This is a genomic window from Pseudomonas sp. PGPR40 (assembly GCF_022014505.1).
Classification (GTDB): domain Bacteria; phylum Pseudomonadota; class Gammaproteobacteria; order Pseudomonadales; family Pseudomonadaceae; genus Aquipseudomonas.
Genome location: NZ_JAKLSP010000030.1, coordinates 66,472 through 89,164 on the forward strand (window position 1 = coordinate 66,472; position 22,693 = coordinate 89,164).

Consider the following 22,693-nt stretch of genomic DNA (forward strand, 5'->3'; position numbering starts at 1 on the left):
GCTGGCTTGCCAGCGAAGGCGGCTTCACGTCATGCAGCGCCGATGAAAACGCCTTCGCCGGCAAGCCGGCTCCTACGGGGTTCGCATCGTTCATGGCATCTGGAGCAGCCTGCGGCCGCTCCTACGGGGGAGTGCGGAATATTGAAGATGTCACTCAGGCAAAATCCCGAATCAACCGCCACGCCTCATCCACCGACAGCGGCTGTTTCATCCGTTCAGCGAGCATCGCCATGGCCCGCTCCTGATCGCAGGCAACAGCGGCCGCCACCACGCCATTCTTGCCGAACAGGCCGATAAACGGTGGATGGTCAGGATCGCCCTTGAACTCGACCTCATCCCAGGCCTCGACGTGTCCGAGGAAGTCGTAGTTTTTGCTGAAGTGCCAGGTCCAGAAATAGGGCACATCGAGGTAGCGCTCGTCGCCACCGAGCATATTCGCTGCCGCAATTCGCGCCTGTTGCTGAGCCAGGCGCCAATGCTCGATCCGTTGGGGCTGGCCGTTGAGCGGGAAGGTCGCGATGTCGCCGACGGCCCAGAGCCCGTCCGTCACGCGCATCCCGCCGTCGACCTTCAGTGATTGATCTTTTTCTTTTGGCAAATCGGTAAACGGCGTGGTTGCCGGGGTGACACCAATGCCGACCAACACCAGGTCCGCCGGCAAGCGCTGACCGTTGTCCAGCAGCACCGCTTCGACCTTGTCGGTGCCTTCGATCTGCGCCGCTTCGCCATCGGTATGAAACACCACGCCGTTGGCCTCGTGCAGGGCGCGAATCGCTTTGCCGACAGCTTCGCCGAACTGCGCCTCGAAGGGGATGGGATGGCGCGCCAGGACGGTGACATCCAGGCCGTACTGACGCAGTGACGAAGCGGACTCCAGAGCAATGAAACTGTCGCCGATAATCACCGCTCGTTGCCCGGGTTTTGCGGTCATCAGAATCTGCTGCGCTTGCACCTTCGAACGCAGCACGAACACCTGCGGCAGATCGGTGCCGGGCAGCGACAGGGATTTTGGTATGCCGCCGGTGGCGATCACGGCGGCGTCATAGTTCAGCGATTGGCCATCGGCCAGACGCAGGGCCCGGATCGATGCATCCAGGCCCATTACATCGCTGTTTATCCGTTCAATGCGCTGTTCGCTGTAAAAACCTTCATCCCGTAGTGGCGGGACTTCGTCCGGCGGCATCTCCCCGGCAATTACGAATTTGCTCAATACCGTGCGGTCGTAACCGGCCTCGGGCTCGCGGTCGATCAGCATCACCCGGCCGCCGAAACCTTTCTCCCGCAATGCCGCCGCACAAGCCGTACCGGCGGCACCGGCACCGATGATCACAAAGGTTCGCTTATCGTCCGCCGGCGGGGTGCTTGGGGTGGGCATCGGCTGGTCGTCGACCCAGACCTCATCGTCACGGACTTCAAGCGGATAGCGCAGCAGGCTGTCCAGGGACGGTGGTTCGCACAACGCGCCGTCTTCGAGCCGGTAAGCCGCCTTATGCCAGGGGCAGATCAGCCGTCCCTCACACAGCGCACCTTTGGCCAAAGGGGCCCCGGCGTGAGGGCATTTACCCTGATAGGCGCGCAACTGATCGCCGACCCTCAGCAAGACGATTTTCGTCTTGTCGATCCGGACTTCAAGGCCACGGTCTTGGGGCACATCGGCGAAACGGGCGACGCGGTGCAGTGCCATGATCGATCTCCAGCAAGTGTTTCACTTAGGAGTTTGGCGCCTATTCCGAGGTTCAGCCAATTCCCGCTGCCACCGCACGAACGGTCCCGCTATAGTTTGCGAGCCGACCACGGCCCCACCCGCACAAGGTGCTCCGGTATGACCCGTTTGATCTCTCTGAACCCTTGGCTGGCGGCCATTGCAGTCGCCCTTTGCGTGCAGTTTCCGGCGCAGGCCCAGGAGCGTTTCACCCTCAGCATTCCCGGTGTTTCGGACAATCGCCTGTTCACCTCGGTGCAGGCCAGTGACGCCAGTGGTTGCGGCGGCAAGAACCAGTCCCCGGCCCTGAGCTGGAACGCCGGCCCCCCGGGCACCCTTAGTTACGCCATCGTCATGCACGACCCGGACGGCCAGAAAGGCTTGGGCGTCGATCACTGGATTCACTACGGCATCAAGGCCGCAACGCGTCAGATCCCGGCCGGCGTCGGCGCCAAATCCGCCCTCGAAGGCATGGGCGGCAGCAACAGCAAAGGCACCATCGGATATATCGGCCCTTGCCCGCCCGTGGGCGACAGCTCCCATCACTATCTCATTCAGCTTTACGCCCTGGACCTGGCGCCCGACGCCTTGCCTGCCGGCCTGACCCGCGCGCAGCTGATGGAACAGATCAAAGGCCATGTGCTGAAAAACAGTAGCGTGGTGCGGCGTTATCACCGCTGAAGATTTTTTCGGTGAGTTAACCCGAACCTGACGGGCTGCCCGTCTCAGAGGATGAATGAGTCAATTTCCTCCTGAGGTCAGCCCCCATGTCCCTCCCTCTGCATTACCTTCGCCCGGCCGCCCAGGGTTTCGCCGCCGGGTTGTTGCTGGCTATCGCCGGTTGCGGCGCTTCATCCACGCCTGACTCCGTAACGGTTGCGCCCCCGGCTCAAGGTGAGCTGAAAACTGAAGCGTTGGTGCGTGAGGCAGCCATGGCGGACACCCCGCTGGCCAAGCACAGCGCGCGACCGGCACCGTCGGCCGCTTTCTCGCCCATGCCGGCCGGTGAAGCTTATCCACAGGGCTATCGGGATGAGCAGCGGGAGCAATATCAGGCGCTGGCCGATAACCCGATTCACAGCGTGGCCGAGGCGCCCGTCTCGACCTTCAGTGCCGATGTCGACACGGGGGCTTACGCCAACGTCCGGCGCTTGCTCAATCAGGGGCGCTTGCCTCCCGAAGGGGCGGTGCGGCTGGAAGAAATGGTCAATTACTTCCCCTACGATTACGCCTTGCCCACCGATGGCTCGCCATTCGGCGTGACCACCGAGCTGGCGCCGTCGCCCTGGAACCCGCATACACGCTTGCTGCGCATCGGCATCAAGACCTCTGATCGCGCGGTGGCGGATTTGGCCCCGGCGAACCTGGTGTTTCTGGTGGACGTGTCCGGTTCGATGGACCGCCGCGAAGGCTTGCCAATGGTCAAAAGCACGCTGAAATTGCTGGTCGATCAACTGCGTGAGCAGGACCGGGTTTCGCTGGTGGTGTATGCCGGAGAATCTCGCGTGGTGCTGGAGCCGACTTCCGGACGGGAAAAAGCGAAAATTCGTACCGCCATCGATCAATTGACCGCAGGCGGCTCGACCGCTGGCGCGTCGGGTATCGAACTGGCCTATCAAATGGCGCAACAGGCGTTTATCCCCAAAGGCATCAACCGCATCCTGCTGGCCACCGACGGTGACTTCAACGTCGGCATCAGCGACTTCGACAGCCTCAAACAAATGGCTGTGGATAAACGCAAAACCGGCGTGTCCCTGACCACCCTGGGTTTCGGTGTGGATAACTACAATGAACACCTGATGGAACAACTGGCCGATGCTGGCGATGGCAACTACGCCTACATCGACAATCTGCGTGAAGCGCGCAAGGTGCTGGTGGATCAGCTCGGCTCGACTCTCGCGGTGGTGGCGAAAAACGTGAAACTGCAGGTGGAGTTCAATCCGGCCCAGGTCAGCGAATATCGGCTGCTGGGCTATGAGAACCGCGCCTTGAAGCGTGAGGATTTCAGCAACGACAAAGTCGACGCCGGAGAAATCGGCGCAGGGCATACGGTGACGGCGTTGTATGAAGTTGTGCCCAAGGGCGAGAAGGGCTGGCTGGAACCGCTGCGGTATGGCAATTCCGGGGCCGATGTTTCCGTAAAAAACGGGGAAATGGCGATGCTGCGGGTGCGTTATCAGTTGCCGGAAGGTGGGAATAGTCGCTTGATCGAGCGGCCGATTGCTAATGAGCAGATTGGGAAATTGGCATCCGCCAGCAATGATCTGAGATTTTCCGCCGCCGTCGCCGCCTTTTCCCAGCAACTCAAGGACGGTCGTTATACCGGTAATTTCAGTCTCAAGGAGACCGAAGCCCTGGCCCGTGGTGCAAGGGGCGATGATCAATTCGGCCTGCGCAGTGAATTCGTGCAATTGGTGGAGTTGGCGCAGAGCCTGCGAACCCCAACCGCGTCGAATCAACAGCCCAACGACAACCGGATAGAGTAAAAGAGGCCAGTGCTGACATGTCCGACCCTGAAATCAGCTCAGCCGCCAGCAGCGACGAATCGCTGCTGGCGCGCTACCGCTCGGGCGACGGGCCGGCGTTCGAAGTTTTGTACGCCCGCCATCGCCAGGGCCTTTATCGATTCCTCCTCGGCCTCAGCGGCAAACCCGAACTGGCCGAAGAGGTATACCAGGAAACCTGGCTGAGCCTGATCCGCAGCACCAGTCAGCCACAAGGCCGGGCGAACTTTCGTACCTGGCTCTACCAGATTGCCCGCAACAGACTGATCGACCACTGGCGCAAACACGGAATCCACAACCCCCTGCACGACAGCTACGACGAACAAACCCACGCCCTGATTGATGACGCAGCCGACCCCGAACAACTGCTGAGCCTGAGCCGCGACGGCCAACGCCTCGAAGCCGCCCTGCAAACCCTGCCCGCCGACCAGCGAGAAGTCTTCCTGCTGCGCGCCCACGGTGACCTCGACCTGCCGCAGATCGCCACCCTCACAGAAGCCCCGCTGGAAACCGTCAAAAGTCGCTTGCGCTACGCCCAGCAAAAACTGCGTCGGCTGCTGGCCGAGGAGGTACTGACATGACTGACGCCCGACAAACACCGCCATCGCCTGACGATGAAGTGCTCAAGCATTTTCGCGATCACAGCAACGGTGAACCGCCGTCCCATCTAGATGCTTTCATCCTGGCCACCGCGCATCGGGAAGCCCCCGCACCAAAGCCGAACCTGTGGCAACGCTGGCTCCGCGCCTGCCAGCAACCCCGCTGGCAAGTAGCATTCGCCAGCCTCGTCGGCGTGGCCCTGATGCTGGCACTGGTGCAACGCACGCCGGAACAGCTGCCGAGCTATGACTTCGCGCCTGCGCCCAAAGCGTCCGCACCCGCCACCAAACCGGAAGCCGCTGCTCGCTCCCAGGCTGAACCGGCCGGCGCTTTATCTGCCCCCGCCCCGGCTGTGCCCATGGCGGAGTTCTCGGCACCGTTGCAGCGCGAGTCGATCAATAGCGAAATGGCGGATGAAGCAAAAGTCAGCAAACGCTTAGCCGCGCCGGCCAAGTCACTGGATGATCAATTACGTGAAGTGATACGCCTGCAAGAAACCGGTCAAACCCAAGCAGCCGAGGCGCTGCTGACGACACTGCACAAGCGCTTTCCCAAGGAAAACCTCACGGCCCGACTCAAGGATTTGCAGAAGAAATGAGGTGAACGGCGGTCGGCAAATTTGGCATCGACATCCGAAAGCGCGCACTATTCGGCCCATAGCCGATGCGTTGGAGGATGCCGTGGCACAAAAAATCGACCGCATCGCCCAAATGCTCAACTGCCCGGTGAAGGGTGAGGAATTACGGCGAGCAGTGACTGAGAGTCGTAAGGAGTTTCTGCTGGCGAAGCAGGCAGAAGAAGCACTTGAGGAAGACGTTCTTGATGATGAGTTGATTGAGGGCGAAGAAGACGATGATGATTACGATGAGTTTGACTGGACGACAGAATAAAAAAACCGCTTTGGCGGTTTTTTGTCATTAAGAAATGCTGTTTGACCTTGAGTCCATCTAGGCGTGTTTTACGCAACAGGTATAGGGGGCGCGCCAGCAGCAACGTCGCCGACTACCCAAGAAACTACCCAAGAAACCGCCCAAGAACTACCCAAGAAACTATCCAGAAATATTGTGGGTAATGGCGATGATCGGCAGCGATGGGTGCACACATATACGGCTGATCTGACGCGAGTTAGCGATTTGAACTGTCAAGTTTTCCTTGACGGTTGCCTCCGTTTTGACTCGATCCCCAGAGTCTACCGGCAGTTGACGAGAAGTTCTCAACCCTTACAATCGCCCACAACACGGCCCCTGTCGGTTGATGCGCTTCGGTGCTGAGACTGCTCAGGGGTTTTTTATTGCCTGGGATTTTTCCGCCTTACCAATCGCGTTGGATCCCGGGTACGCTTTGAGCTGAACGGTGTGGTCGGCACCTTTCACCGACCACACCCGGACAAAAAAGCTAAGCCCTACCAGGTTCGTGATGCTCGGGCTTTCCTTGAACAAGCAGGAGTCGCCGCATGAATGTAATGAATTACAAAGGCTATGCCGCCCGAATTGAGTACAGCGAGGAAGATGGCCTGTTTGTCGGCCATATTGCTGGCATTAGAGATGTCGTTGGGTTTCACGGTGAGTCAGTACAGGAGCTTCAAAGTGCATTCGAAGAGGCAGTCACTGATTATCTGGATACTTGCGCCAAGCTCTGACGAAGACCGGGAGCATGCCTGACCACTGCTATTGCACAGCTATGCAGTTGCATGAGGGTAGGGACGCCAGAAGTCAGCATCAACACGCCTCCGCTCACATCTGGCAGTTTTGGAGGCCCCGAATAATCGGGGCGCATTTCAAGGGTGATTGGCCACTATTCTGCGGCTTGTTGCGTCGTCTGCGGTGGTCGCGTCAGCACTTTCACCACATCATCAATCACCGCCTTACTCATCGCCGTCAAATAGTGCGCGGCCCAGGCATGGCGGTCGGTGTCTTTCGAGTAGGCAGCATCCTCAGCAAGCGACTTGGCCAGGAACAACAGGTCGGACGCCTGCGCCAATGCTTTGCTAATAGGCACCCCAGCGCTGACATGAAACAGCGGATCGTCTGCACAGTAGAGGCAGGGCGTGAGGCCGATGGTTTTTGTTTCGGAGTGTTCAGTCATTTGCCACCTCCATTGACGGAGGTGCGGTTGGCGCGCGATTCGCAATTGCGGTGAGGGATAAGCCTAATTTCGTACGGATTTATATTGCGCATGGTCTAGCTCCTTGACGAGGAACTGCCACTTTTTCGTTACCAAGCGAATGGGTGGCAGCTGTGCGCAGGTTGGTAAACCGGGAGTCAAGGAATCCGGCACGCCCGAAGACGTCCCACGCACAGCCGCCATAACTCAAAATTGCGGGCGTAAAAAAACGCCTGCAATTCTCAATGGGGGCGCTGTTGCGCTTAACTCTCGGGTTACCAAGCCCGGTCGCTGAATTGGCAGCGACCGCGGAAGGGTATCGTGCAGGCTGATCTCCTGCAACCTCCGCAGACCTCATGCGTCAGCCGACGACAAAAGTAGCAATCGACATTCATGCTGAGTTTTGTACGAGCGATTTCCGAGAGTCGTCAGAATTTTCTCATCAATCAATCGGAGGCCCGTCTGCGGCAGTAGTCAACTTTTAGTTTACAACTGCCCCTTCAGCCGGCTCACCGTCAGTCAATAGCTCATTCCGCTGTCATGGGCCCTCTCGACTAGAGTGGCAAGTAGGTCAGCTTCAGTGGAATCAATCTCTTGGTTTCCGAATCCGTCTGCCCATAGTGTTCAATCAACGCGCGTACGAGGTTATCCAGCGTCCAAAGCGTCAGCGGCACACTGGCCCGTTCTGCTTCGTAGTAGGCATCCTTACTGAATCCACCTGTGCTGACATAAAGCCCACGATCATCCTTATGCCGACCTCCAAGAAAACTACGGATTTGTTGACTGCCCATCTGATCTTTGCGGTGTTTGACTTCAACGATGATCCGCGGATTTTCAAACCCGAATCCATCCGGTGACGCGATGATGTCTTTTCCACGATCAGGGCCAGCCGGGGAGACCTGGGTCTTGTAGCCCATCGCACGCAAGATACCTGCGACCAAGTCCTGCATATCATCCCAAGGCAATGCGTTGATAAGGTCCTTGATGCGTTCGAGAGCCAGACTTTCCATGCCCGCCAGAGGATCGCTGTCGGGGTATTCCTCTTCAACGGGTGGTAACGCGGGTGGCTTGTCTCCAGCCGCCATCGCTTTCAATTCCTGGAGCGCAAAGTCAGGTACGACAAAGACTGTAAGTGTGGAGCCGAGACTATTCTTGCTGGCAGAACTCAGGCTGTCGCGATCCACTTCTTGAGCTAGCCATTGAACTGGGCGGGTCAGTGACATTCCAAGATCGGCGAGATCAGTATTGTGTTTGAAGTCGCCGGTGATTTTGCCCACCAAATAAGTGCGATTGGCGGGTGAATATGTCACCACCCAATCACCGGGCTGAATTTCATTGATGAAGCGCCATACCTGCGAGGCGCCTGAAATAGCAGTACCGGGTTTGATATTGGGTTCAATGTCTTGGTAGAGGCGGGTGACTTCCTTGCGCGTCATACCGGGTTTGGCCAGCGGCGCGAGTTGTGACCATCCAATTGCGGCGACACCGCGTTCACGGAAATCGTCGTATAGCCGGCCAGATTCACCGCGGATCATCCACATTTTGGCCATGTCACTTCCTTAGTAATCGATTGCACCGGTACGTACGCGGCACGAGCTTGGGTGAGGGATTTCATGCACTGATACAACCACGAACACCGGCATAGCCGTATCCGGTTCGTCACACCGGCTGAGCGGCATCGAGGACTGGACCATCAGGTCTTGGCCCGGCGACATGAGCTGTACCAACGAGCCAAAGAGAATAAGCCGGAACGGTGGTCGGGTCGAACGCGTAACTGGGAGCCAATCGGCACCGTGCTGTTGAACCCGGATCGAGAGCAACAGGTCGAGAAAAGAGCGGCATAGTTAGACAGTTGACGCGACAACTACCTTGAAAAACGCCGCATCTCCCGGCTTAAGCACTACAAGACAACTGAAAAATATAATCCGGACTGCCGAAGGTCTTGCCAGTCATGCTTTCAAGGCGACTTACCTGCTCAGACGATAGTTCGTATTCATAGATTGCATCCTCTGGCTCACTCCAGGCCATGAGCTCCGCTAATATATCGAACTGGTCGGCAGGTATCTCGATACTGAATGCCAGTTGTTCGGTTTTCTTGTCGAATGCAAGAATCTCATGCTGCATTTTTCGGGTTCCTCTCAAGATTACTTTGGCGTGAATCGGCCCGGCTCGTTCACGGGCTTAGCTGGATCTATCTGTCCGCCTAGTGATAAAGCCCAATGCTGTACGTCAAGTCATCTTTGATGGGGTCTCCGAGTACCGTCATAACCGCCACGGCCTGATCTTGCGTTAGATCGTTTTCACCCATTGGTACGTCCGTCAGGGACGCCCAGCCCATTGCGGTGAGCACTGGCAGCTCTAGCTCCTGAGATACGGTTCTTTCGTACTGCAATGAGTTGTCCGGATTTGGCTCGGGATAAAAGCCGCTGATTACGATAAATGTCATGGGAGCTGCTCCTGACTTACTTTATTGTTGTCTTTCTTTCGGGTCTGGCTTTGCCTGTTTGTTCGCCGGTGTTTGCGTCGAACTCGCCCAAGTGATTATTTTGCCAGTCGTACACCTCTACTGCTCCATGCTGGTAGTCCCATTCATAAATTCGTTTTTTGCTTTCCCAGCGCGCCCGACTTCCTTTTCGACGGACCCTTATAGCATCGGGAAAAGCGGGCAACGTGAGCGGTGGAGTGTGGTACTTGATATCTCCACCGCCAGCTGGCCGAGCAAACACCACGTACAGCGACTTCAACCCAGTGTCCACTGGAAACACCAGAATACAGTCGTCGGTGGTGATGTCTTCACCGGGGAGGCCTTCGATCTGACTGTCTGTGTTTTCCGGGATCGGGTGTACCAGGATAGTGCCGAGCTGTTCTCCGCTACTGTCGGGATAGATCAGCGGCGGCAATTCTCCTAGTGGCCCGCGCTGGGGCGTCCATAGAATAGTGATGCCATTGAGCTTGGCTTCCATGGCGGTTTTATCGGCGTTCCAGTTGGCCTGCACCGTGCGTACAGTGTCGTCGCCTGATGCGGTGGTGTGGATGCCGTAGATCTGTAATGCGCCCTCAGCATCATGACGAAACTGAAAACGCACACGGGTAGGTGCATGGGTCATGCTGCGCAACTGAGTGTCGGTATGGAGCGTGCCGTCGCCCATCTTGGTCGGGAGCATGCCCAGTATGAAAACACTGGCTGGCCCGCCCGCACCGCGTATTGCCCAATTGAGACGCTGTTGCAGGATGCCGCCACCGGCCATGCGACCTAGTGCCAGATCGGCGCCGAGTGCCGTCGCTACGGCGGTACTGGCCGACGGAAAAAGCATGGCGCCCGCGACCATTACCTTGCCGAAGTTCGAAGCCGGCTCCAGAGCGGTACCGGCGTCGGTGCTACACCAGTTATCGGGGATACAGGATTTGGCAAAGACCTGATCGTCGCGAGGCTTGGTCTGTGGCCATGGATCTTTTGGGGGGATGTAGACCGGTTCAGGCGCTGGCGCTGATCTCGCGATGAAGCCACCGCCTGAGCTGGCAAAGCGTTCCTTTACCAACAGCAAATCACCCTTACGGACGGCTTCGACAATCTCGCTGTCGCTGCTGATACGGGAATGGCTCCCAAAATCAGCGAGTCCGTCGATGTTGTGGCGACCTCGCATCAGTGCGTAGTTCACCAATTGGGCGGCAGTGCTGGGGCTTTCGGTTTGTTCGAGGCCCTTGTCGGCATTCCTTATCAAACGCATGGCGTTCCCTTTGGTTAAGTCCTCGGGGAGGCATTCTGGAGAGCGTGAAGCGCGCTAGGAAAAAAATAGTTTTGCGGCATTTGTCCGAGCTGGCTGTGCGCCCTGAGACAACACCCACAAAAAAGCCCCAGACCCTAAGGTCTGAGGCTTTCTCGTTTCTACGTATGGTGCACCAGGCGGGATTCGAACCCACGACCCCTGCCTTCGGAGGGCAGTACTCTATCCAGCTGAGCTACTGGTGCAATGCGGGCGCCATGATACTCATATGCGCTGCGGGCGTCCATGCTGCTGAATCGTCTGCGTTTTTCAAAAGCGTAACCTGCCTTTGCTACGCTGATCAGAAAAAATAGGCAGATGCGCCGTTTTCGTTCTTTTTTTCGAACAGCCTATTGTCCTTTACCCCCTTTGATCCTAGGATTCGTTTGAGATTTCAAACGCTCTTGTCTGGGTGCTGAACCGCACGAGTTCGATCAGTGCGCTATTTATGTGCTTCAGCCCGGTGAATGATTTCCCTGACGGCAGCCTATAAGGCGCCTTTCTACAATCATAATTCGCTCCGCGCCTGCGCGGTGCTGTTAAGGAAAGCCGACATGCAGCTTAAAGACACCCAGTTGTTCCGCCAGCAAGCCTTTATCGATGGCGCTTGGGTCGATGCGGACAACGGTCAGACGATCAAGGTCAATAACCCGGCAACGGGCGAAATTCTGGGCACTGTGCCGAAAATGGGCGCTGCCGAAACCCGCCGTGCGATCGAAGCCGCAGACAAAGCGCTGCCGGCCTGGCGTGCACTGACCGCCAAGGAGCGTGCGAACAAGCTGCGTCGCTGGTTCGAGCTGATCATCGAGAATCAGGATGACCTGGCGCGCCTGATGACCCTCGAGCAGGGCAAGCCATTGGCTGAAGCCAAGGGCGAGATCGTTTACGCCGCTTCCTTTATCGAATGGTTCGCCGAAGAAGCCAAGCGAATCTACGGTGACGTGATTCCGGGCCACCAGCCAGACAAGCGCCTGATCGTGATCAAGCAACCGATCGGCGTAACGGCTGCGATTACCCCGTGGAACTTCCCGGCCGCGATGATCACCCGTAAAGCCGGCCCGGCCCTGGCCGCCGGTTGCACCATGGTGCTCAAGCCTGCTTCGCAAACTCCGTTTTCCGCATTTGCCCTGGCTGAACTGGCCCAGCGTGCCGGTATTCCGAACGGTGTGTTCAGTGTGGTGACCGGCAGCGCCGGCGACATTGGCAGCGAGCTGACCGGCAACCCGATCGTGCGCAAACTGTCGTTCACCGGTTCGACCGAAATCGGTCGTCAGTTGATGACCGAGTGCGCCAAGGACATCAAGAAAGTCTCGCTGGAACTGGGCGGCAACGCGCCGTTCATCGTGTTCGACGACGCGGACCTGGATAAGGCCGTCGAAGGCGCGATCATTTCCAAGTACCGCAACAACGGCCAGACCTGCGTCTGCGCCAACCGCCTGTACATTCAGGATTCGGTCTACGACGCTTTTGCCGAAAAACTGAAAGTGGCCGTGGCCAAACTCAAGATCGGTAACGGTCTGGAAGACGGCACCACCACTGGCCCGCTGATCGATGAAAAAGCCGTGGCCAAGGTTCAAGAGCACATTGCTGACGCCGTCGGCAAAGGCGCGACCGTGCTGGCGGGTGGCAAGAGCATGCAGGGCAACTTCTTCGAGCCGACCATCTTGACCAACGTGCCGAACAACGCTGCCGTGGCCAAGGAAGAAACCTTCGGTCCATTGGCGCCACTGTTCCGCTTCAAAGACGAAGCCGATGTGATCGCGATGTCCAACGACACCGAGTTCGGTCTGGCTTCGTACTTCTATGCTCGCGACCTGGGTCGTGTGTTCCGTGTGGCTGAAGCCCTGGAATACGGCATGGTCGGCGTCAACACCGGGTTGATCTCCAACGAAGTCGCGCCGTTCGGCGGCATCAAGGCGTCGGGCCTGGGCCGTGAAGGCTCCAAATACGGCATCGAAGATTACCTGGAAATCAAATACCTCTGCCTGGGCATCTAAGCTCGGCCCGGCAAGGCATTGCTTCAAGCGCAAAGGGCACGAGAGCGCTGTCCCTTTGCGACGCTTCAAACGGAATTTTCTCTGTGGCCGGGAACGCTGTGGCAGTCGATCATCGCATGCTGCCGTAGTTGCCTCCCCGCCGCATTTTCCTTGAACCACGCCGCCCGATGAGCGGTGAATGAGGACACTATGAGCAAGACTAACGCATCCCTGATGAAACGCCGCGAAGCCGCTGTACCGCGCGGTGTTGGCCAGATTCACCCGATCTTCGCCGAGTCCGCGAAGAACGCCACCGTGACCGACGTTGAAGGTCGCGAGTTCATCGACTTCGCCGGCGGTATCGCCGTGTTGAACACCGGCCACGTGCACCCGAAAATCATCGCCGCCGTCACCGAACAGCTGAACAAGCTGACCCACACTTGCTTCCAGGTCCTGGCTTACGAGCCGTACGTGGAAGTGTGCGAAAAAATCAACGCCAAGGTGCCAGGTGATTTCGCCAAGAAAACCCTGCTGGTGACCACCGGCTCCGAAGCCGTGGAAAACTCCATCAAGATCGCCCGCGCCGCTACTGGCCGTGCCGGCGTGATCGCGTTCACCGGCGCTTACCACGGTCGCACCATGATGACCCTGGGCTTGACCGGTAAAGTCGTGCCTTACTCGGCCGGCATGGGCCTGATGCCAGGCGGCATCTTCCGCGCGCTGTACCCGAACGAACTGCACGGTGTGAGCATCGACGATTCGATCGCCAGCATCGAGCGCATCTTCAAGAACGACGCCGAGCCGCGTGACATCGCTGCCATCATCATCGAGCCGGTTCAGGGCGAAGGTGGTTTCTACGTCGCGCCTAAAGAGTTCATGACGCGTCTGCGCGCCCTGTGCGACCAGCACGGCATTCTGTTGATCGCTGACGAAGTGCAAACTGGCGCTGGCCGTACTGGCACCTTCTTCGCCATGGAGCAGATGGGCGTTGCCGCCGACCTGACCACCTTTGCCAAATCCATCGCTGGTGGCTTCCCGTTGGCCGGTGTCTGCGGCAAGGCTGAATACATGGACGCCATCGCGCCGGGCGGCTTGGGCGGCACTTACGCCGGTAGCCCGATCGCTTGTGCCGCGGCCTTGGCCGTGATGGAAGTGTTCGAAGAAGAGCACCTGCTGGATCGCTGCAAAGCAGTCGGCGAGCGTCTGGTCACTGGCCTGAAAGCCATCCAGGCCAAGTACCCGGTCATCGGCGAAGTGCGTGCCCTGGGCGCGATGATCGCGGTCGAGCTGTTCGTCGACGGCGACAGCCACAAGCCGAACGCTGCTGCCGTGGCATTGGTTGTGGCCAAGGCGCGCGACAAGGGCCTGATCCTGCTGTCGTGCGGCACCTACGGCAACGTTCTGCGCGTGTTGGTACCGCTGACTTCGCCGGACGAGCAACTGGACAAAGGCCTGGCGATCATCGAAGAGTGCTTCTCCGAGCTTTGATTGATTTGTGACCTGATCGACAAAAAACCCGCTTCGGCGGGTTTTTTTATATCGCTTGAAAACATCAGAGGGTAATTGAGCTGTATCGAATAGCCATCATTGACTAAGGTGCAAGCATTGCCGTTGGAGTGTGCGATGACTGTGGTTTTACCCGCTGTACCGCGTGTGCTGATTGCCGAGGCCGACCCCTGGTCCCGCGATCTGCTCAAGCAAGTGTTGTTGAATGTGCGCTGCGACGCGCGGCTGGACCTGTGTGCCGATGGTCAGGAGGCATTGCACCTGTTGGCGGAAAATCCTTACGAGCTGGTAATCGTCGACTGGGAGTTGCCCGGCGTCGATGGCCTGAACGTCTTGCGCAGTGTCCGTCAGCGCAAACGTAATCCGCCGCTGCCCTTCATTCTGATGAGCAGTCGCAACGACAGCGCCAGCGTGCGCGAAGCCTTGCCTCTGGCGCCCACGGCGTACCTGACCAAACCCTTGAACATGGAAAGTCTGACCCAGCGCTTGCAGGATTTGCTGCTTCACGCCGGTGAAGAGGTGTCGTGCGAGGTGCCGTCATTGGCGCCGGGCATGAGCTTGTCGGTGTACCTCGAGCGGCGTCGCGAACTGGCGGACGGTGCGCCGTTGATGACCGACGTGCAGGTGGCGATCAATCGTAGCCTCAATCCCAATGGCCTCGATCTGACGCGGCTGGAAGACGAAATCCGCACCGACCCGCAAGTCACCGCTGTCTTGATCGCCGCCGCCAACAGCGCGGCTCAGCATCATGGCGTCGGTGTGCAAACCCTGGCCCAGGCGCTGCATCGCTTGGGCACCGGGCAAAGCATGAACCTGATTCTGGGGCTCGCCCTCAAGCGCAGTGCCCGGCTCAGCGATCCGCAACTGGCGGACTACGCCGAGCGTTATTGGCAGTTGTCCCTGCACACTGCCGAATATGCGCGGACGCTGGCGCGCTTGCTGGATCTGGATCAGGAGCGCTGTTATTGCGCAGGCATGCTGCATTGCCTCGGCGACTTGACGTTGCTGCGTTGTTTGCAGGAGTGGAAGCAGGCCGGTGGTGAGCTGGATGAGTTGGAAGAAGTCGGCGATGCCCTGGCCGAATTCGGCGCGGCCTACGGTTCGGCGCTACGGACCCGCTGGCGCCTGCCGCTGGAGCTGCGAGAGCTGATTGCGGCGGTTTATCAGCTCGGTGGCGGGGTTTACTCCCGCGAAGCACTGGTAATGAACATGGCCGCACAAATGGCGCGCCTGACCGAGCATGAGGGGATCGAAGCGTTGTCCAAGTGCCGCACGGCGCGGTTGCTCAAGATCGGATTGCCGGAGTTGATGCGTTTGCGCAAAAAATAAGCCTGCCGCAAATCCTGTAGGAGCGAGGCTTGCCCGCGAAGAAGTCACCACGGTGGGTCAGCAAAACCGAGGTGACTTCTTCGCGGGCAAGCCTCGCTCCTACAAATCAAGTCAGCCAGAAATGATGCGGTTCTTGCCTTGGCGCTTGGCCTGGTACATCGCCGCATCGGCGCGGGCGAACAGGCTGTCGACGCTTTCATCCACTGGAGTCAGGCTACTCAGACCCTGGCTGACGGTGATGCCGAACGTCTGGTCGTCATGGCTGAAACTCAACCGTTGAATCTCCCGTTGCAGGCGCTCGGCCACTTGCATCGCCATGTCCGGTGCACAGCCGGGGAGCACAGCGGCGAATTCCTCACCGCCGATCCGCCCGAACAGATCACCACGCCGCAGGGCCGCGCGACCGCTCTCGGCGATGCATTGCAGCACCTTATCGCCTTCCGGATGGCCGTAGGTATCGTTGATCACTTTGAAATCATCGATGTCCAGCAGCAGGAACGCCATCGGCGTACCGTTCACTCGCGCCTGCTCGAATTCGTGATGGGCGCGTTCGAAGAAGTGCCGACGGTTGCTGCTTTGGGTCAATGCATCGGTGGTAGCCAGGCGTTGCAACTCGGTTTCCATCTGCTTCTTTTCGGTGATGTCTTCGGCAATGCCGACGATGATCACCGGTTGGCCCGGTTCGGCCTGACGGTTGATGAAGCACTTGTCGCTGAGCCAGCGTACCTGGCCGTCGGCCGCGATGATGCGGTACTCACGGTCTTCAACGGCGCCTTTGATCAGCACTTGGGCGAGGCTGCGCTCGGCGTAGTCCAGATCGTCGGGATAGATGCTGTCGCGCCAGTGACTGAAGTCGGACAGCAACAGGCCGGCGGGGCGGCCGAAAATCCGGTCATAGGCCGGGCTGACGTAGAGCACCTGACGGGTTTCCCAGTTGAATGCCCAAAGCACGGCGTTGACGCTGACCAGCAGCGAGCTGAACAGCTGTTCGCGTTCGCTCAGGCGTGCCACTTCACCTTGGGCATGCATCAGCGCCATTAGCGTTTGCGCGGCTTCTGGCCACTGGGGAAGGGATGTGTCTTGCAGGTTTTCATTGACCATCGGCACTAATCTCAAAGAGCGTGCCGCTATGTCGACAGCGGCCAAAAAACAAGCCCGCCTGGATGGCGAAGTGTCTTTGAGATAGGGGATTTGGAGCGAAGTTCCCGCTTTTTGTGGTGAGGGGGCAGGGGGCCGCTGGGCGGTACTGGCGACGCGTTTTTTTCAGTTAAAACGCGTCGCCAGGTTTTGCGTCTGCTGCGCAGCCGAGCGGGAGCAAGCTCCCTCGCCACAGGCAAGCCCCTCCTCAGGGGCAAGCTGTCATCAGAGGATCAGGCGTTGGCAGGGCGCAGGGAGTAGGTTTTCAACTGGTCGGCGAAGTCGCGCAGGGATTGAATGCCGCTGGCCTCGGCCTCGTGTACCCAATCCTTGATGGCGGCCAGCATGTCGTGACCATTTGAGCTTGTCTTGACCCAGATCTGCTGCAAGGCCAGGCGTTTTTCGTAAATTACCTTCAGCGCCTGGCTGTGCTCGAGCATGGTCTGGATGCGCACATGGTGTTTGTCGTCCAGCAGGCTGGTTTCCCGCGAGAGCAGGCGTTTGGCCCGGTGGAACTGGTGGCGGACCGAGTGATCGACCTTTTCCAGCTCTTGCTTGACCAGCGGCGCGATCACCAGCTTGCGGTACTGGGCCATGATCTGGAAGCGGTTGTTGAGGATCGCCATGGCGGTGTCCATGTCCAGGCTGCCTTTGCCTTCGACACGGTGGGCAATCGGTGCGACCCGCTGGACCTTGGCCAGACGCAGGAAGCTGAAGACCTGGATCCAGGCCCAGCCGAGGTCGAACTCCCACTTTTTCACCGACAGTTTGGCCGAGTTAGGGTAAGTGTGATGGTTGTTATGCAGCTCTTCGCCGCCGATCAGGATGCCCCAAGGCACCAGATTGGTCGCTGCATCGCGGCATTCGAAGTTGCGGTAGCCGATGGCATGGCCCAGGCCATTGACCACACCGGCGGCCCACACCGGGATCCACATCATCTGGATGGCCCAGATGGTGATGCCGATGGTGCCGAACAGCAGCAGGTCGATGACGCCCATGATTGCCACGCCCAGCAGCGGGAAGCGGCTGTAGAGGTTGCGTTCGATCCAGTCTTCGGGGCAGTTTTTCCCGTAGATGCGCAGGGTCTCGGGGTTTTCCGCTTCGGCGCGGTACAGCTCGGCGCCTTTGCGCAGAACGGTGGACAGGCCCTTGATGACCGGGCTGTGCGGGTCATCGACGGTTTCGCATTTGGCGTGATGCTTGCGGTGGATAGCCGTCCACTCGCGGGTGTTCTGCGCGGTGGTCAACCACAGCCAGAAGCGGAAGAAATGTTTCAGGCCGGCATTGAGCTCGAGCGAGCGATGGGCTGAATAACGATGCAGATAGACCGTGACGCCGATGATTGTCACGTGGGTCATCAGTAGGGTGACTGCCACCAGTGACCAGGGCGATAAGCCAAGAAAACCTTCGTACCACATAGCCTATAGGACCCTCGATAAAGAAAAAAACAGCCATCGCATTATCACTAAGCCCACAGATAAAACCAGTCACCCTTTCAGATAAGAGTGGCTGGATGTTTCTTTAATCTATAATTCCAGCCTTTTTTGTAGGGACATGGACGCTCGAATGTCAGCCACATATCGCGATGCCTTGCGCGCAGCGCTGCTCTACCTGGTGCTTTCCGTAGCCTGGCTCCAGTTTAGTGGTTATTTATTGAACAGATTCTTCGATAGCTCCGCGGACCTGCTGCGCTGGCAACTGATTAACGGTTATGCCTGGGTGGCGTTCAGTGCGGGGCTGATTTTTATTGCACGGGCACGATTGTTTCGCTGCCTGGGCGTCGGCGCCAAATTGCGTGAGCGCAGTGCAGACCGGGAACGCCTGCGTCAGGCGGCAGCGGTGTTCGATTGCACCCGTGAAGGGGTGCTAGTCACTGATAGCAAAGGATTGATCGTCCACGTGAACCGGGCGTTCATGGAAATCACCGGCTATCAGCGCGAGGAAGTGTTGGGTCTGCGACCGAATATATTCAAGTCGGGTCATCACCCGCCGGATTTCTACCAGGCGATGTTCGTCACACTCGACAGCCTCGGCGAGTGGAGCGGGGAAATCTGGAACCGTCGCAAAAGCGGCGAGATCTACCCGCAATGGCAGACGATCCGCCTCATTCACGACGATCAGGGGCAGCTCAGCCAGTACGTCGCGGTGTTTTCCGACATCAGCGCGATCAAAAACTCCGAGCATGAATTGAGGCGCCTGGCCCACCACGATCCGCTGACCGATCTACCCAATCGTCTGCTGCTTACCGACCGTGCCGGGCAGGCAGTGGCCTCGGCGCAGGTTCATAAACGTGGTTGCGCGTTGCTGATGATTGATCTGGATCACTTCAAGTTGATCAACGACAGTCTCGGTCACAGCGTCGGTGATCAACTGCTCAAGGCCGTGGCTGAGCGCCTCAATACCTTGTTCGTTCCGGGCATGACGCTGGCGCGGCTCAGCGGCGATGAATTTGCGGTATTGGCTGAAAACTGCCCGCAGCCAGGGCATGCCGCGGCACTGGCTCAACGAGTTATCGACGGGCTTAAAGCACCATTCCAGATTGACGAGCATTCGCTATTCATCAACGCCAGTATCGGCATCGGCCTGTTCCCCAGCGATGCCTTGAGCGCCGAGCAATTGTTGCGCAACGCCGATTCGGCGTTGTTTAAGGCCAAGAACGCTGGCCGCGATGGTTATGCCCTCTACACCGAAGAATTGACCGCGCATGCCCAGCTACGTGTCGAGATCGCATTCGAGTTGCGCCGAGCGCTGGAGCAACAGGAATTGCGGGTTTATTACCAGCCTGTGCATGACCTCAAAAGCAGTCGCGTGATCGGCGTCGAGGCATTGGTGCGCTGGGAGCATCCGCAGCGCGGGCTGGTGTCGCCAGCTGAATTCATCCCCATTGCCGAACGCACCGGGCTGATTGCCGAGATCGATGCCTGGGTCATGCGCCAGGCCTGCCAGCAGATGTGCCAGTGGCAAGAGGCGGGCGTGGTGTTGTCATTTGTCGCGGTAAACGTTTCTTCTCGCTTGTTCGCCCGACGCGAGTTGTATCAGCAGGTGGCTCTGGTGCTGCACGACACAGGGCTGGATCCGGCGTATCTGGAGCTGGAAGTCACCGAAAGTGCAGTAATGGAAGACCCGGAAGTGGCGCTGGAACAGATGCATCGCTTGCGCGAGTTGGGCGTGCGGCTGGCCATCGATGATTTCGGCACGGGGTATTCGTCGTTGCTGCGCCTCAAGCGTTTGCCGGTGCAAAAGCTCAAGATCGATCAGGGATTTGTCGCAGGCTTACCGTGTGATGAGGACGACGCAGCGATTGTGCGGGTGATCATTGCGCTGGCGCAAAGCATGGGCATGCAAGTGCATGCGGAGGGGATCGAGCAGGTCGAGCAGGCGGGGTTTCTGCTGGAGCACGACTGCGATTTGGGGCAGGGGTACTGGTTTGGGCGGCCGGTGCCTGCGGCAGCATTGGATTGGACTCGGGCGCCAGTGATTGGATGAGCGCTTGATGATCGTTCCCACGCTCTGCGTGGGAATGCATCCAGTGACGCTCTGCGTCACCTCTCGATCAGGGACGCAGAGCATCCCGGGCGGCATTCCCACGTGGAGCATGGGAACGATCAGCTTTTTGGTTATATAAAAATTCTTAAATAGTCTTTTTAAGAATATCTGCGCCTATCTACTATTGCTCTCACGCCGTAAGCGGTGCCGCCGCAGCCAGGCAATCTCTCAGTTGAAGGAGCAGCACCATGAGCGCATCCCTACGTAGTGTTGACGGGCAGGACGAAGCCACCATTTTGCGTGAGATCCAGAGCGCTTTGCGCGATCTGCGTTTTGGCGCGGTGGAAATCACCGTGCATAACGCCCAGGTAGTCCAGATCGAACGCAAAGAGAAATTCCGTTTGCAGCAGCCGGGCAACAAGCCGGGCTGAAGTGAAAGATTGAAAGATCGCAGCCAGGCAACCCGTTCCAGACCAGACCATAAGAAAAAAGCCACCACACCAAGAATTCCAGGAGCTTTCACCATGTCGTCTATTCGCCACTTTGCTTTGGCCGCCCTGGCCAGTGCCCTTTTTGCTGGTTCCGCGGTTGCCAAGGATTACGAATTGCTCAACGTGTCGTATGACCCGACCCGTGAGCTGTATCAGGACTACAACGCCGAGTTCATCAATTTCTGGAAGAAAGAGCATGCCGGTGACAGCGTAAAGATCCAACAGTCCCACGGTGGTTCGGGCAAGCAGGGCCGGGCGGTGATCGACGGTTTGCGGGCCGACGTGGTGACCCTGGCCCTGGCCGGTGACATTGATGAAATCGCCAAACTCGGCAAGAGCCTGCCGGTCGATTGGCAGAAGCGTTTTCCCGAAGCGAGCACGCCTTACACCTCGACCATTGTGTTCCTGGTGCGCAAAGGCAACCCGAAAGGCATCAAGGATTGGGGCGACCTGACCAAAAACGGCGTGGAAGTCATCACCCCGAACCCGAAAACCTCCGGCGGCGCACGCTGGAACTTCCTCGCGGCCTGGGCCTATGGCCTGAAAGCCAACGGCGGTAACGAAGCCAAGGCCAAAGAGTACGTGCAGACCCTGTTCAAACACGTGCCAGTGCTGGACACCGGTGCACGCGGCTCGACCATTACCTTCGTCAACAACGGTCAGGGCGATGTGTTGCTGGCCTGGGAAAACGAAGCCTTCCTGGCCTTGAAAGAAGAAGGCGGTGCCGACAAGTTCGACATCGTCGTGCCTTCGCTGTCGATCCTTGCCGAACCACCGGTGGCCGTGGTCGACAAAAACGCCGAGAAAAAGGGCAACACCGACATCGCCGAAGCCTACCTCAAGCACTTGTACAGCCCGGCCGGCCAGGAAATCGCGGCGAAAAACTTCTATCGTCCACGGGACAAGGATGTAGCCGCCAAGTACGCCAAGCAGTTCCCGACTCTGGAGCTGGTGACCATCGATAAGGATTTTGGCGGCTGGAAAACCGCGCAACCGAAATTCTTCAATGACGGCGGCGTGTTCGACCAGATTTATCAGGCGCAGTAACCTGAAATGGATTAGCCAGCGGGCCTGATGCTGGTCAGTTAAGTGCAATTCATGTGGGAGCGGCGGTGCGACGATTCGACTTGCTCGCGAAGGCGGTGGCGCAGTCAACATTGGCGTCGCCTGACACACCGCTTTCGCGAGCAAGCCCGCTCCCACAGGTTACGCACCAACAGGCCCCGATTTCACCGTCGGGGCTTAGCGCATTTTCAACCAAGGACTTTTATGTCGCGTCGTATCTCCCCCGTCATACCCGGCTTCGGGCTGACGCTGGGCTACACCTTGGTGTACCTCAGCCTGATTGTGCTCATTCCACTGGCGGCGATGTTCGTGCATGCCGCTCAACTTACCTGGGACCAGTTCTGGGCGATCATCTCGGCGCCACGGGTACTGGCGGCGTTGAAGCTGAGCTTCGGCACCGCGCTCTATGCCGCAATCATCAACGGCATCATTGGCACGCTGCTGGCTTGGGTGCTGGTGCGCTATACCTTCCCAGGGCGCAAAGTCATCGACGCGATGATCGACCTGCCCTTTGCTTTGCCCACCGCGGTGGCCGGTATCGCGCTGACCGCGTTGTACACCCCGACCGGTCTGGTGGGGCAATTCGCGGCGGACCTGGGGTTCAAAATCGCCTATACCCCCTTGGGCATCACGCTGGCGCTGACGTTTGTGACGCTTCCATTCGTGGTGCGTACGGTACAACCTGTATTGGCCGATATTCCCCGTGAAGTGGAAGAGGCAGCGGCTTGCCTGGGGGCGAAACCGTTGCAGGTTTTCCGCCATATTCTGGTCCCCGCGCTGCTGCCAGCCTGGCTGACCGGTTTCGCTTTGGCCTTTGCCCGTGGGGTCGGCGAGTACGGTTCGGTGATTTTCATCGCCGGCAACATGCCGATGAAAACCGAAATTCTGCCGCTGCTGATCATGGTCAAACTCGACCAATACGATTACACCGGCGCCACCTCCATTGGTGTACTGATGCTGGTGGTTTCCTTTGTCCTGTTGCTGCTGATCAACTTGCTGCAGCGGCGCATCGAAACCCCATAAAGGAGGC

The 22,693-nt window shown here is 58.5% G+C and carries 21 protein-coding genes, 1 tRNA gene and 2 pseudogenes; 15 read left to right on the forward strand and 9 right to left on the reverse strand.

Annotation, left to right across the window (positions count from 1 at the left end; genetic code table 11):
- Window positions 1-154: 154 nt before the first annotated feature.
- Window positions 155-1,684, reverse strand: a complete 1,530-nt coding sequence (locus MEB48_RS23200; RefSeq protein ID WP_237886200.1) for an apoptosis inducing factor family protein — start codon at window positions 1,682-1,684, stop codon at window positions 155-157.
- Between the two features lie 138 nt (window positions 1,685-1,822).
- On the opposite strand from MEB48_RS23200, the gene MEB48_RS23205 reads away from it, so the two are divergent.
- From MEB48_RS23205 to MEB48_RS23235, 7 genes and pseudogenes are all read left to right on the forward strand, one after another.
- Window positions 1,823-2,383 (forward strand): YbhB/YbcL family Raf kinase inhibitor-like protein, encoded by a 561-nt coding sequence (locus MEB48_RS23205; protein ID WP_237886201.1) that lies wholly within the window; start codon window positions 1,823-1,825, stop codon window positions 2,381-2,383.
- An 86-nt stretch (window positions 2,384-2,469) separates the two neighbouring features.
- Window positions 2,470-4,188, forward strand: coding sequence for a vWA domain-containing protein (locus tag MEB48_RS23210; RefSeq protein WP_237886202.1), 1,719 nt, complete (start codon window positions 2,470-2,472; stop codon window positions 4,186-4,188).
- A 17-nt stretch (window positions 4,189-4,205) separates the two neighbouring features.
- Window positions 4,206-4,787, forward strand: coding sequence for an RNA polymerase sigma factor (locus MEB48_RS23215; RefSeq protein ID WP_237886203.1), 582 nt, complete (start codon window positions 4,206-4,208; stop codon window positions 4,785-4,787).
- Window positions 4,784-5,404 (forward strand): hypothetical protein, encoded by a 621-nt coding sequence (locus MEB48_RS23220; RefSeq protein ID WP_237886204.1) that lies wholly within the window; start codon window positions 4,784-4,786, stop codon window positions 5,402-5,404. Before MEB48_RS23215 ends, MEB48_RS23220 begins: the two co-directional genes overlap by 4 nt.
- 82 nt (window positions 5,405-5,486) lie before the next feature.
- Complete coding sequence (locus tag MEB48_RS23225; protein WP_237886205.1) at window positions 5,487-5,696, forward strand: hypothetical protein; 210 nt, start codon at window positions 5,487-5,489, stop codon at window positions 5,694-5,696.
- 405 nt (window positions 5,697-6,101) lie between these two features.
- Window positions 6,102-6,263 (forward strand): type II toxin-antitoxin system HicA family toxin, encoded by a 162-nt coding sequence (locus MEB48_RS23230; RefSeq protein ID WP_237886225.1) that lies wholly within the window; start codon window positions 6,102-6,104, stop codon window positions 6,261-6,263.
- Window positions 6,260-6,442 (forward strand): annotated as a pseudogene (locus MEB48_RS23235) (type II toxin-antitoxin system HicB family antitoxin); the annotation flags it as partial. The gene MEB48_RS23230 and the pseudogene MEB48_RS23235, both read left to right, overlap by 4 nt.
- Before the next feature lie 158 nt (window positions 6,443-6,600).
- On the opposite strand, the gene MEB48_RS23240 reads toward MEB48_RS23235, so the two are convergent.
- Together MEB48_RS23240 and MEB48_RS23245 are read right to left on the reverse strand one after the other, a co-directional pair.
- Entirely contained in the window at window positions 6,601-6,891 is a 291-nt protein-coding gene (locus MEB48_RS23240) for a DUF3077 domain-containing protein (protein ID WP_237886206.1), read from the reverse strand.
- Window positions 6,892-7,463: 572 nt separating this feature from the next.
- Window positions 7,464-8,459, reverse strand: a complete 996-nt coding sequence (locus MEB48_RS23245; RefSeq protein ID WP_237886207.1) for a restriction endonuclease — start codon at window positions 8,457-8,459, stop codon at window positions 7,464-7,466.
- 36 nt (window positions 8,460-8,495) lie between these two features.
- On the opposite strand from MEB48_RS23245, the pseudogene MEB48_RS23250 reads away from it, so the two are divergent.
- Window positions 8,496-8,753: pseudogene (locus MEB48_RS23250) on the forward strand (IS3 family transposase); the annotation flags it as partial.
- Window positions 8,754-8,802: 49 nt separating this feature from the next.
- Here MEB48_RS23250 and MEB48_RS23255 read toward each other — a convergent pair.
- From MEB48_RS23255 to MEB48_RS23270, 4 genes are all read right to left on the reverse strand, one after another.
- On the reverse strand, window positions 8,803-9,033 hold the full coding sequence (locus tag MEB48_RS23255) for a DUF7683 domain-containing protein (RefSeq protein WP_237886208.1): 231 nt from the start codon (window positions 9,031-9,033) through the stop codon (window positions 8,803-8,805).
- 79 nt (window positions 9,034-9,112) lie between these two features.
- Window positions 9,113-9,355: a pyocin S6 family toxin immunity protein gene (locus tag MEB48_RS23260; RefSeq protein ID WP_237886209.1), complete on the reverse strand. Its 243-nt coding sequence runs from the start codon at window positions 9,353-9,355 to the stop codon at window positions 9,113-9,115.
- A gap of 16 nt (window positions 9,356-9,371) precedes the next feature.
- Complete coding sequence (locus MEB48_RS23265) at window positions 9,372-10,637, reverse strand: S-type pyocin domain-containing protein (RefSeq protein WP_237886210.1); 1,266 nt, start codon at window positions 10,635-10,637, stop codon at window positions 9,372-9,374.
- A gap of 165 nt (window positions 10,638-10,802) precedes the next feature.
- A tRNA-Arg gene (locus MEB48_RS23270) sits at window positions 10,803-10,879 on the reverse strand.
- A gap of 348 nt (window positions 10,880-11,227) precedes the next feature.
- Between MEB48_RS23270 and gabD the strand changes: the two genes are divergently transcribed.
- The 3 genes from gabD to MEB48_RS23285 all read left to right on the forward strand — a co-directional run bounded on the left by gabD (window position 11,228) and on the right by MEB48_RS23285 (window position 15,484).
- On the forward strand, window positions 11,228-12,670 hold the full coding sequence (gabD, locus tag MEB48_RS23275; protein WP_205887049.1) for an NADP-dependent succinate-semialdehyde dehydrogenase: 1,443 nt from the start codon (window positions 11,228-11,230) through the stop codon (window positions 12,668-12,670).
- A 189-nt stretch (window positions 12,671-12,859) separates the two neighbouring features.
- Window positions 12,860-14,137, forward strand: a complete 1,278-nt coding sequence (gene gabT, locus MEB48_RS23280) for a 4-aminobutyrate--2-oxoglutarate transaminase (protein ID WP_237886211.1) — start codon at window positions 12,860-12,862, stop codon at window positions 14,135-14,137.
- A gap of 135 nt (window positions 14,138-14,272) precedes the next feature.
- Window positions 14,273-15,484, forward strand: coding sequence for a response regulator (locus MEB48_RS23285; protein ID WP_237886212.1), 1,212 nt, complete (start codon window positions 14,273-14,275; stop codon window positions 15,482-15,484).
- Between the two features lie 111 nt (window positions 15,485-15,595).
- Here the strand turns inward: MEB48_RS23285 and MEB48_RS23290 are convergent, their stop codons facing one another.
- Both MEB48_RS23290 and desA read right to left on the reverse strand, forming a co-directional pair.
- Complete coding sequence (locus MEB48_RS23290) at window positions 15,596-16,585, reverse strand: GGDEF domain-containing protein (RefSeq protein ID WP_237886213.1); 990 nt, start codon at window positions 16,583-16,585, stop codon at window positions 15,596-15,598.
- A 269-nt stretch (window positions 16,586-16,854) separates the two neighbouring features.
- Window positions 16,855-18,039: a delta-9 fatty acid desaturase DesA gene (gene desA, locus MEB48_RS23295; RefSeq protein WP_237886214.1), complete on the reverse strand. Its 1,185-nt coding sequence runs from the start codon at window positions 18,037-18,039 to the stop codon at window positions 16,855-16,857.
- A 148-nt stretch (window positions 18,040-18,187) separates the two neighbouring features.
- On the opposite strand from desA, the gene dibA reads away from it, so the two are divergent.
- The 4 genes from dibA to cysT all read left to right on the forward strand — a co-directional run bounded on the left by dibA (window position 18,188) and on the right by cysT (window position 22,686).
- Window positions 18,188-20,107 (forward strand): phosphodiesterase DibA, encoded by a 1,920-nt coding sequence (gene dibA, locus MEB48_RS23300; protein WP_237886215.1) that lies wholly within the window; start codon window positions 18,188-18,190, stop codon window positions 20,105-20,107.
- A 248-nt stretch (window positions 20,108-20,355) separates the two neighbouring features.
- Window positions 20,356-20,538, forward strand: coding sequence for a sulfur starvation response protein OscA (oscA, locus tag MEB48_RS23305; protein ID WP_007975618.1), 183 nt, complete (start codon window positions 20,356-20,358; stop codon window positions 20,536-20,538).
- Window positions 20,539-20,631: 93 nt separating this feature from the next.
- Complete coding sequence (locus MEB48_RS23310; RefSeq protein ID WP_237886216.1) at window positions 20,632-21,645, forward strand: sulfate ABC transporter substrate-binding protein; 1,014 nt, start codon at window positions 20,632-20,634, stop codon at window positions 21,643-21,645.
- Between the two features lie 222 nt (window positions 21,646-21,867).
- Window positions 21,868-22,686, forward strand: coding sequence for a sulfate ABC transporter permease subunit CysT (gene cysT / locus MEB48_RS23315; protein WP_033058556.1), 819 nt, complete (start codon window positions 21,868-21,870; stop codon window positions 22,684-22,686).
- Window positions 22,687-22,693: the final 7 nt, after the last annotated feature.

Coding starts and splice junctions, on each gene's coding strand:
- MEB48_RS23240 (WP_237886206.1), bottom strand. CDS start 6,891: ATGACTGAACACTCCGAAACAAAAACCATCGGCCTCACGCCCTGCCTC.
- gabD (WP_205887049.1), top strand. CDS start 11,228: ATGCAGCTTAAAGACACCCAGTTGTTCCGCCAGCAAGCCTTTATCGAT.
- MEB48_RS23310 (WP_237886216.1), top strand. CDS start 20,632: ATGTCGTCTATTCGCCACTTTGCTTTGGCCGCCCTGGCCAGTGCCCTT.
- MEB48_RS23220 (WP_237886204.1), top strand. CDS start 4,784: ATGACTGACGCCCGACAAACACCGCCATCGCCTGACGATGAAGTGCTC.
- gabT (WP_237886211.1), top strand. CDS start 12,860: ATGAGCAAGACTAACGCATCCCTGATGAAACGCCGCGAAGCCGCTGTA.
- dibA (WP_237886215.1), top strand. CDS start 18,188: ATGTCAGCCACATATCGCGATGCCTTGCGCGCAGCGCTGCTCTACCTG.
- MEB48_RS23205 (WP_237886201.1), top strand. CDS start 1,823: ATGACCCGTTTGATCTCTCTGAACCCTTGGCTGGCGGCCATTGCAGTC.
- desA (WP_237886214.1), bottom strand. CDS start 18,039: ATGTGGTACGAAGGTTTTCTTGGCTTATCGCCCTGGTCACTGGTGGCA.
- MEB48_RS23255 (WP_237886208.1), bottom strand. CDS start 9,033: ATGCAGCATGAGATTCTTGCATTCGACAAGAAAACCGAACAACTGGCA.
- MEB48_RS23245 (WP_237886207.1), bottom strand. CDS start 8,459: ATGGCCAAAATGTGGATGATCCGCGGTGAATCTGGCCGGCTATACGAC.
- cysT (WP_033058556.1), top strand. CDS start 21,868: ATGTCGCGTCGTATCTCCCCCGTCATACCCGGCTTCGGGCTGACGCTG.
- MEB48_RS23260 (WP_237886209.1), bottom strand. CDS start 9,355: ATGACATTTATCGTAATCAGCGGCTTTTATCCCGAGCCAAATCCGGAC.
- MEB48_RS23265 (WP_237886210.1), bottom strand. CDS start 10,637: ATGCGTTTGATAAGGAATGCCGACAAGGGCCTCGAACAAACCGAAAGC.
- MEB48_RS23215 (WP_237886203.1), top strand. CDS start 4,206: ATGTCCGACCCTGAAATCAGCTCAGCCGCCAGCAGCGACGAATCGCTG.
- MEB48_RS23200 (WP_237886200.1), bottom strand. CDS start 1,684: ATGGCACTGCACCGCGTCGCCCGTTTCGCCGATGTGCCCCAAGACCGT.
- MEB48_RS23210 (WP_237886202.1), top strand. CDS start 2,470: ATGTCCCTCCCTCTGCATTACCTTCGCCCGGCCGCCCAGGGTTTCGCC.
- MEB48_RS23290 (WP_237886213.1), bottom strand. CDS start 16,585: ATGGTCAATGAAAACCTGCAAGACACATCCCTTCCCCAGTGGCCAGAA.
- oscA (WP_007975618.1), top strand. CDS start 20,356: ATGAGCGCATCCCTACGTAGTGTTGACGGGCAGGACGAAGCCACCATT.
- MEB48_RS23285 (WP_237886212.1), top strand. CDS start 14,273: ATGACTGTGGTTTTACCCGCTGTACCGCGTGTGCTGATTGCCGAGGCC.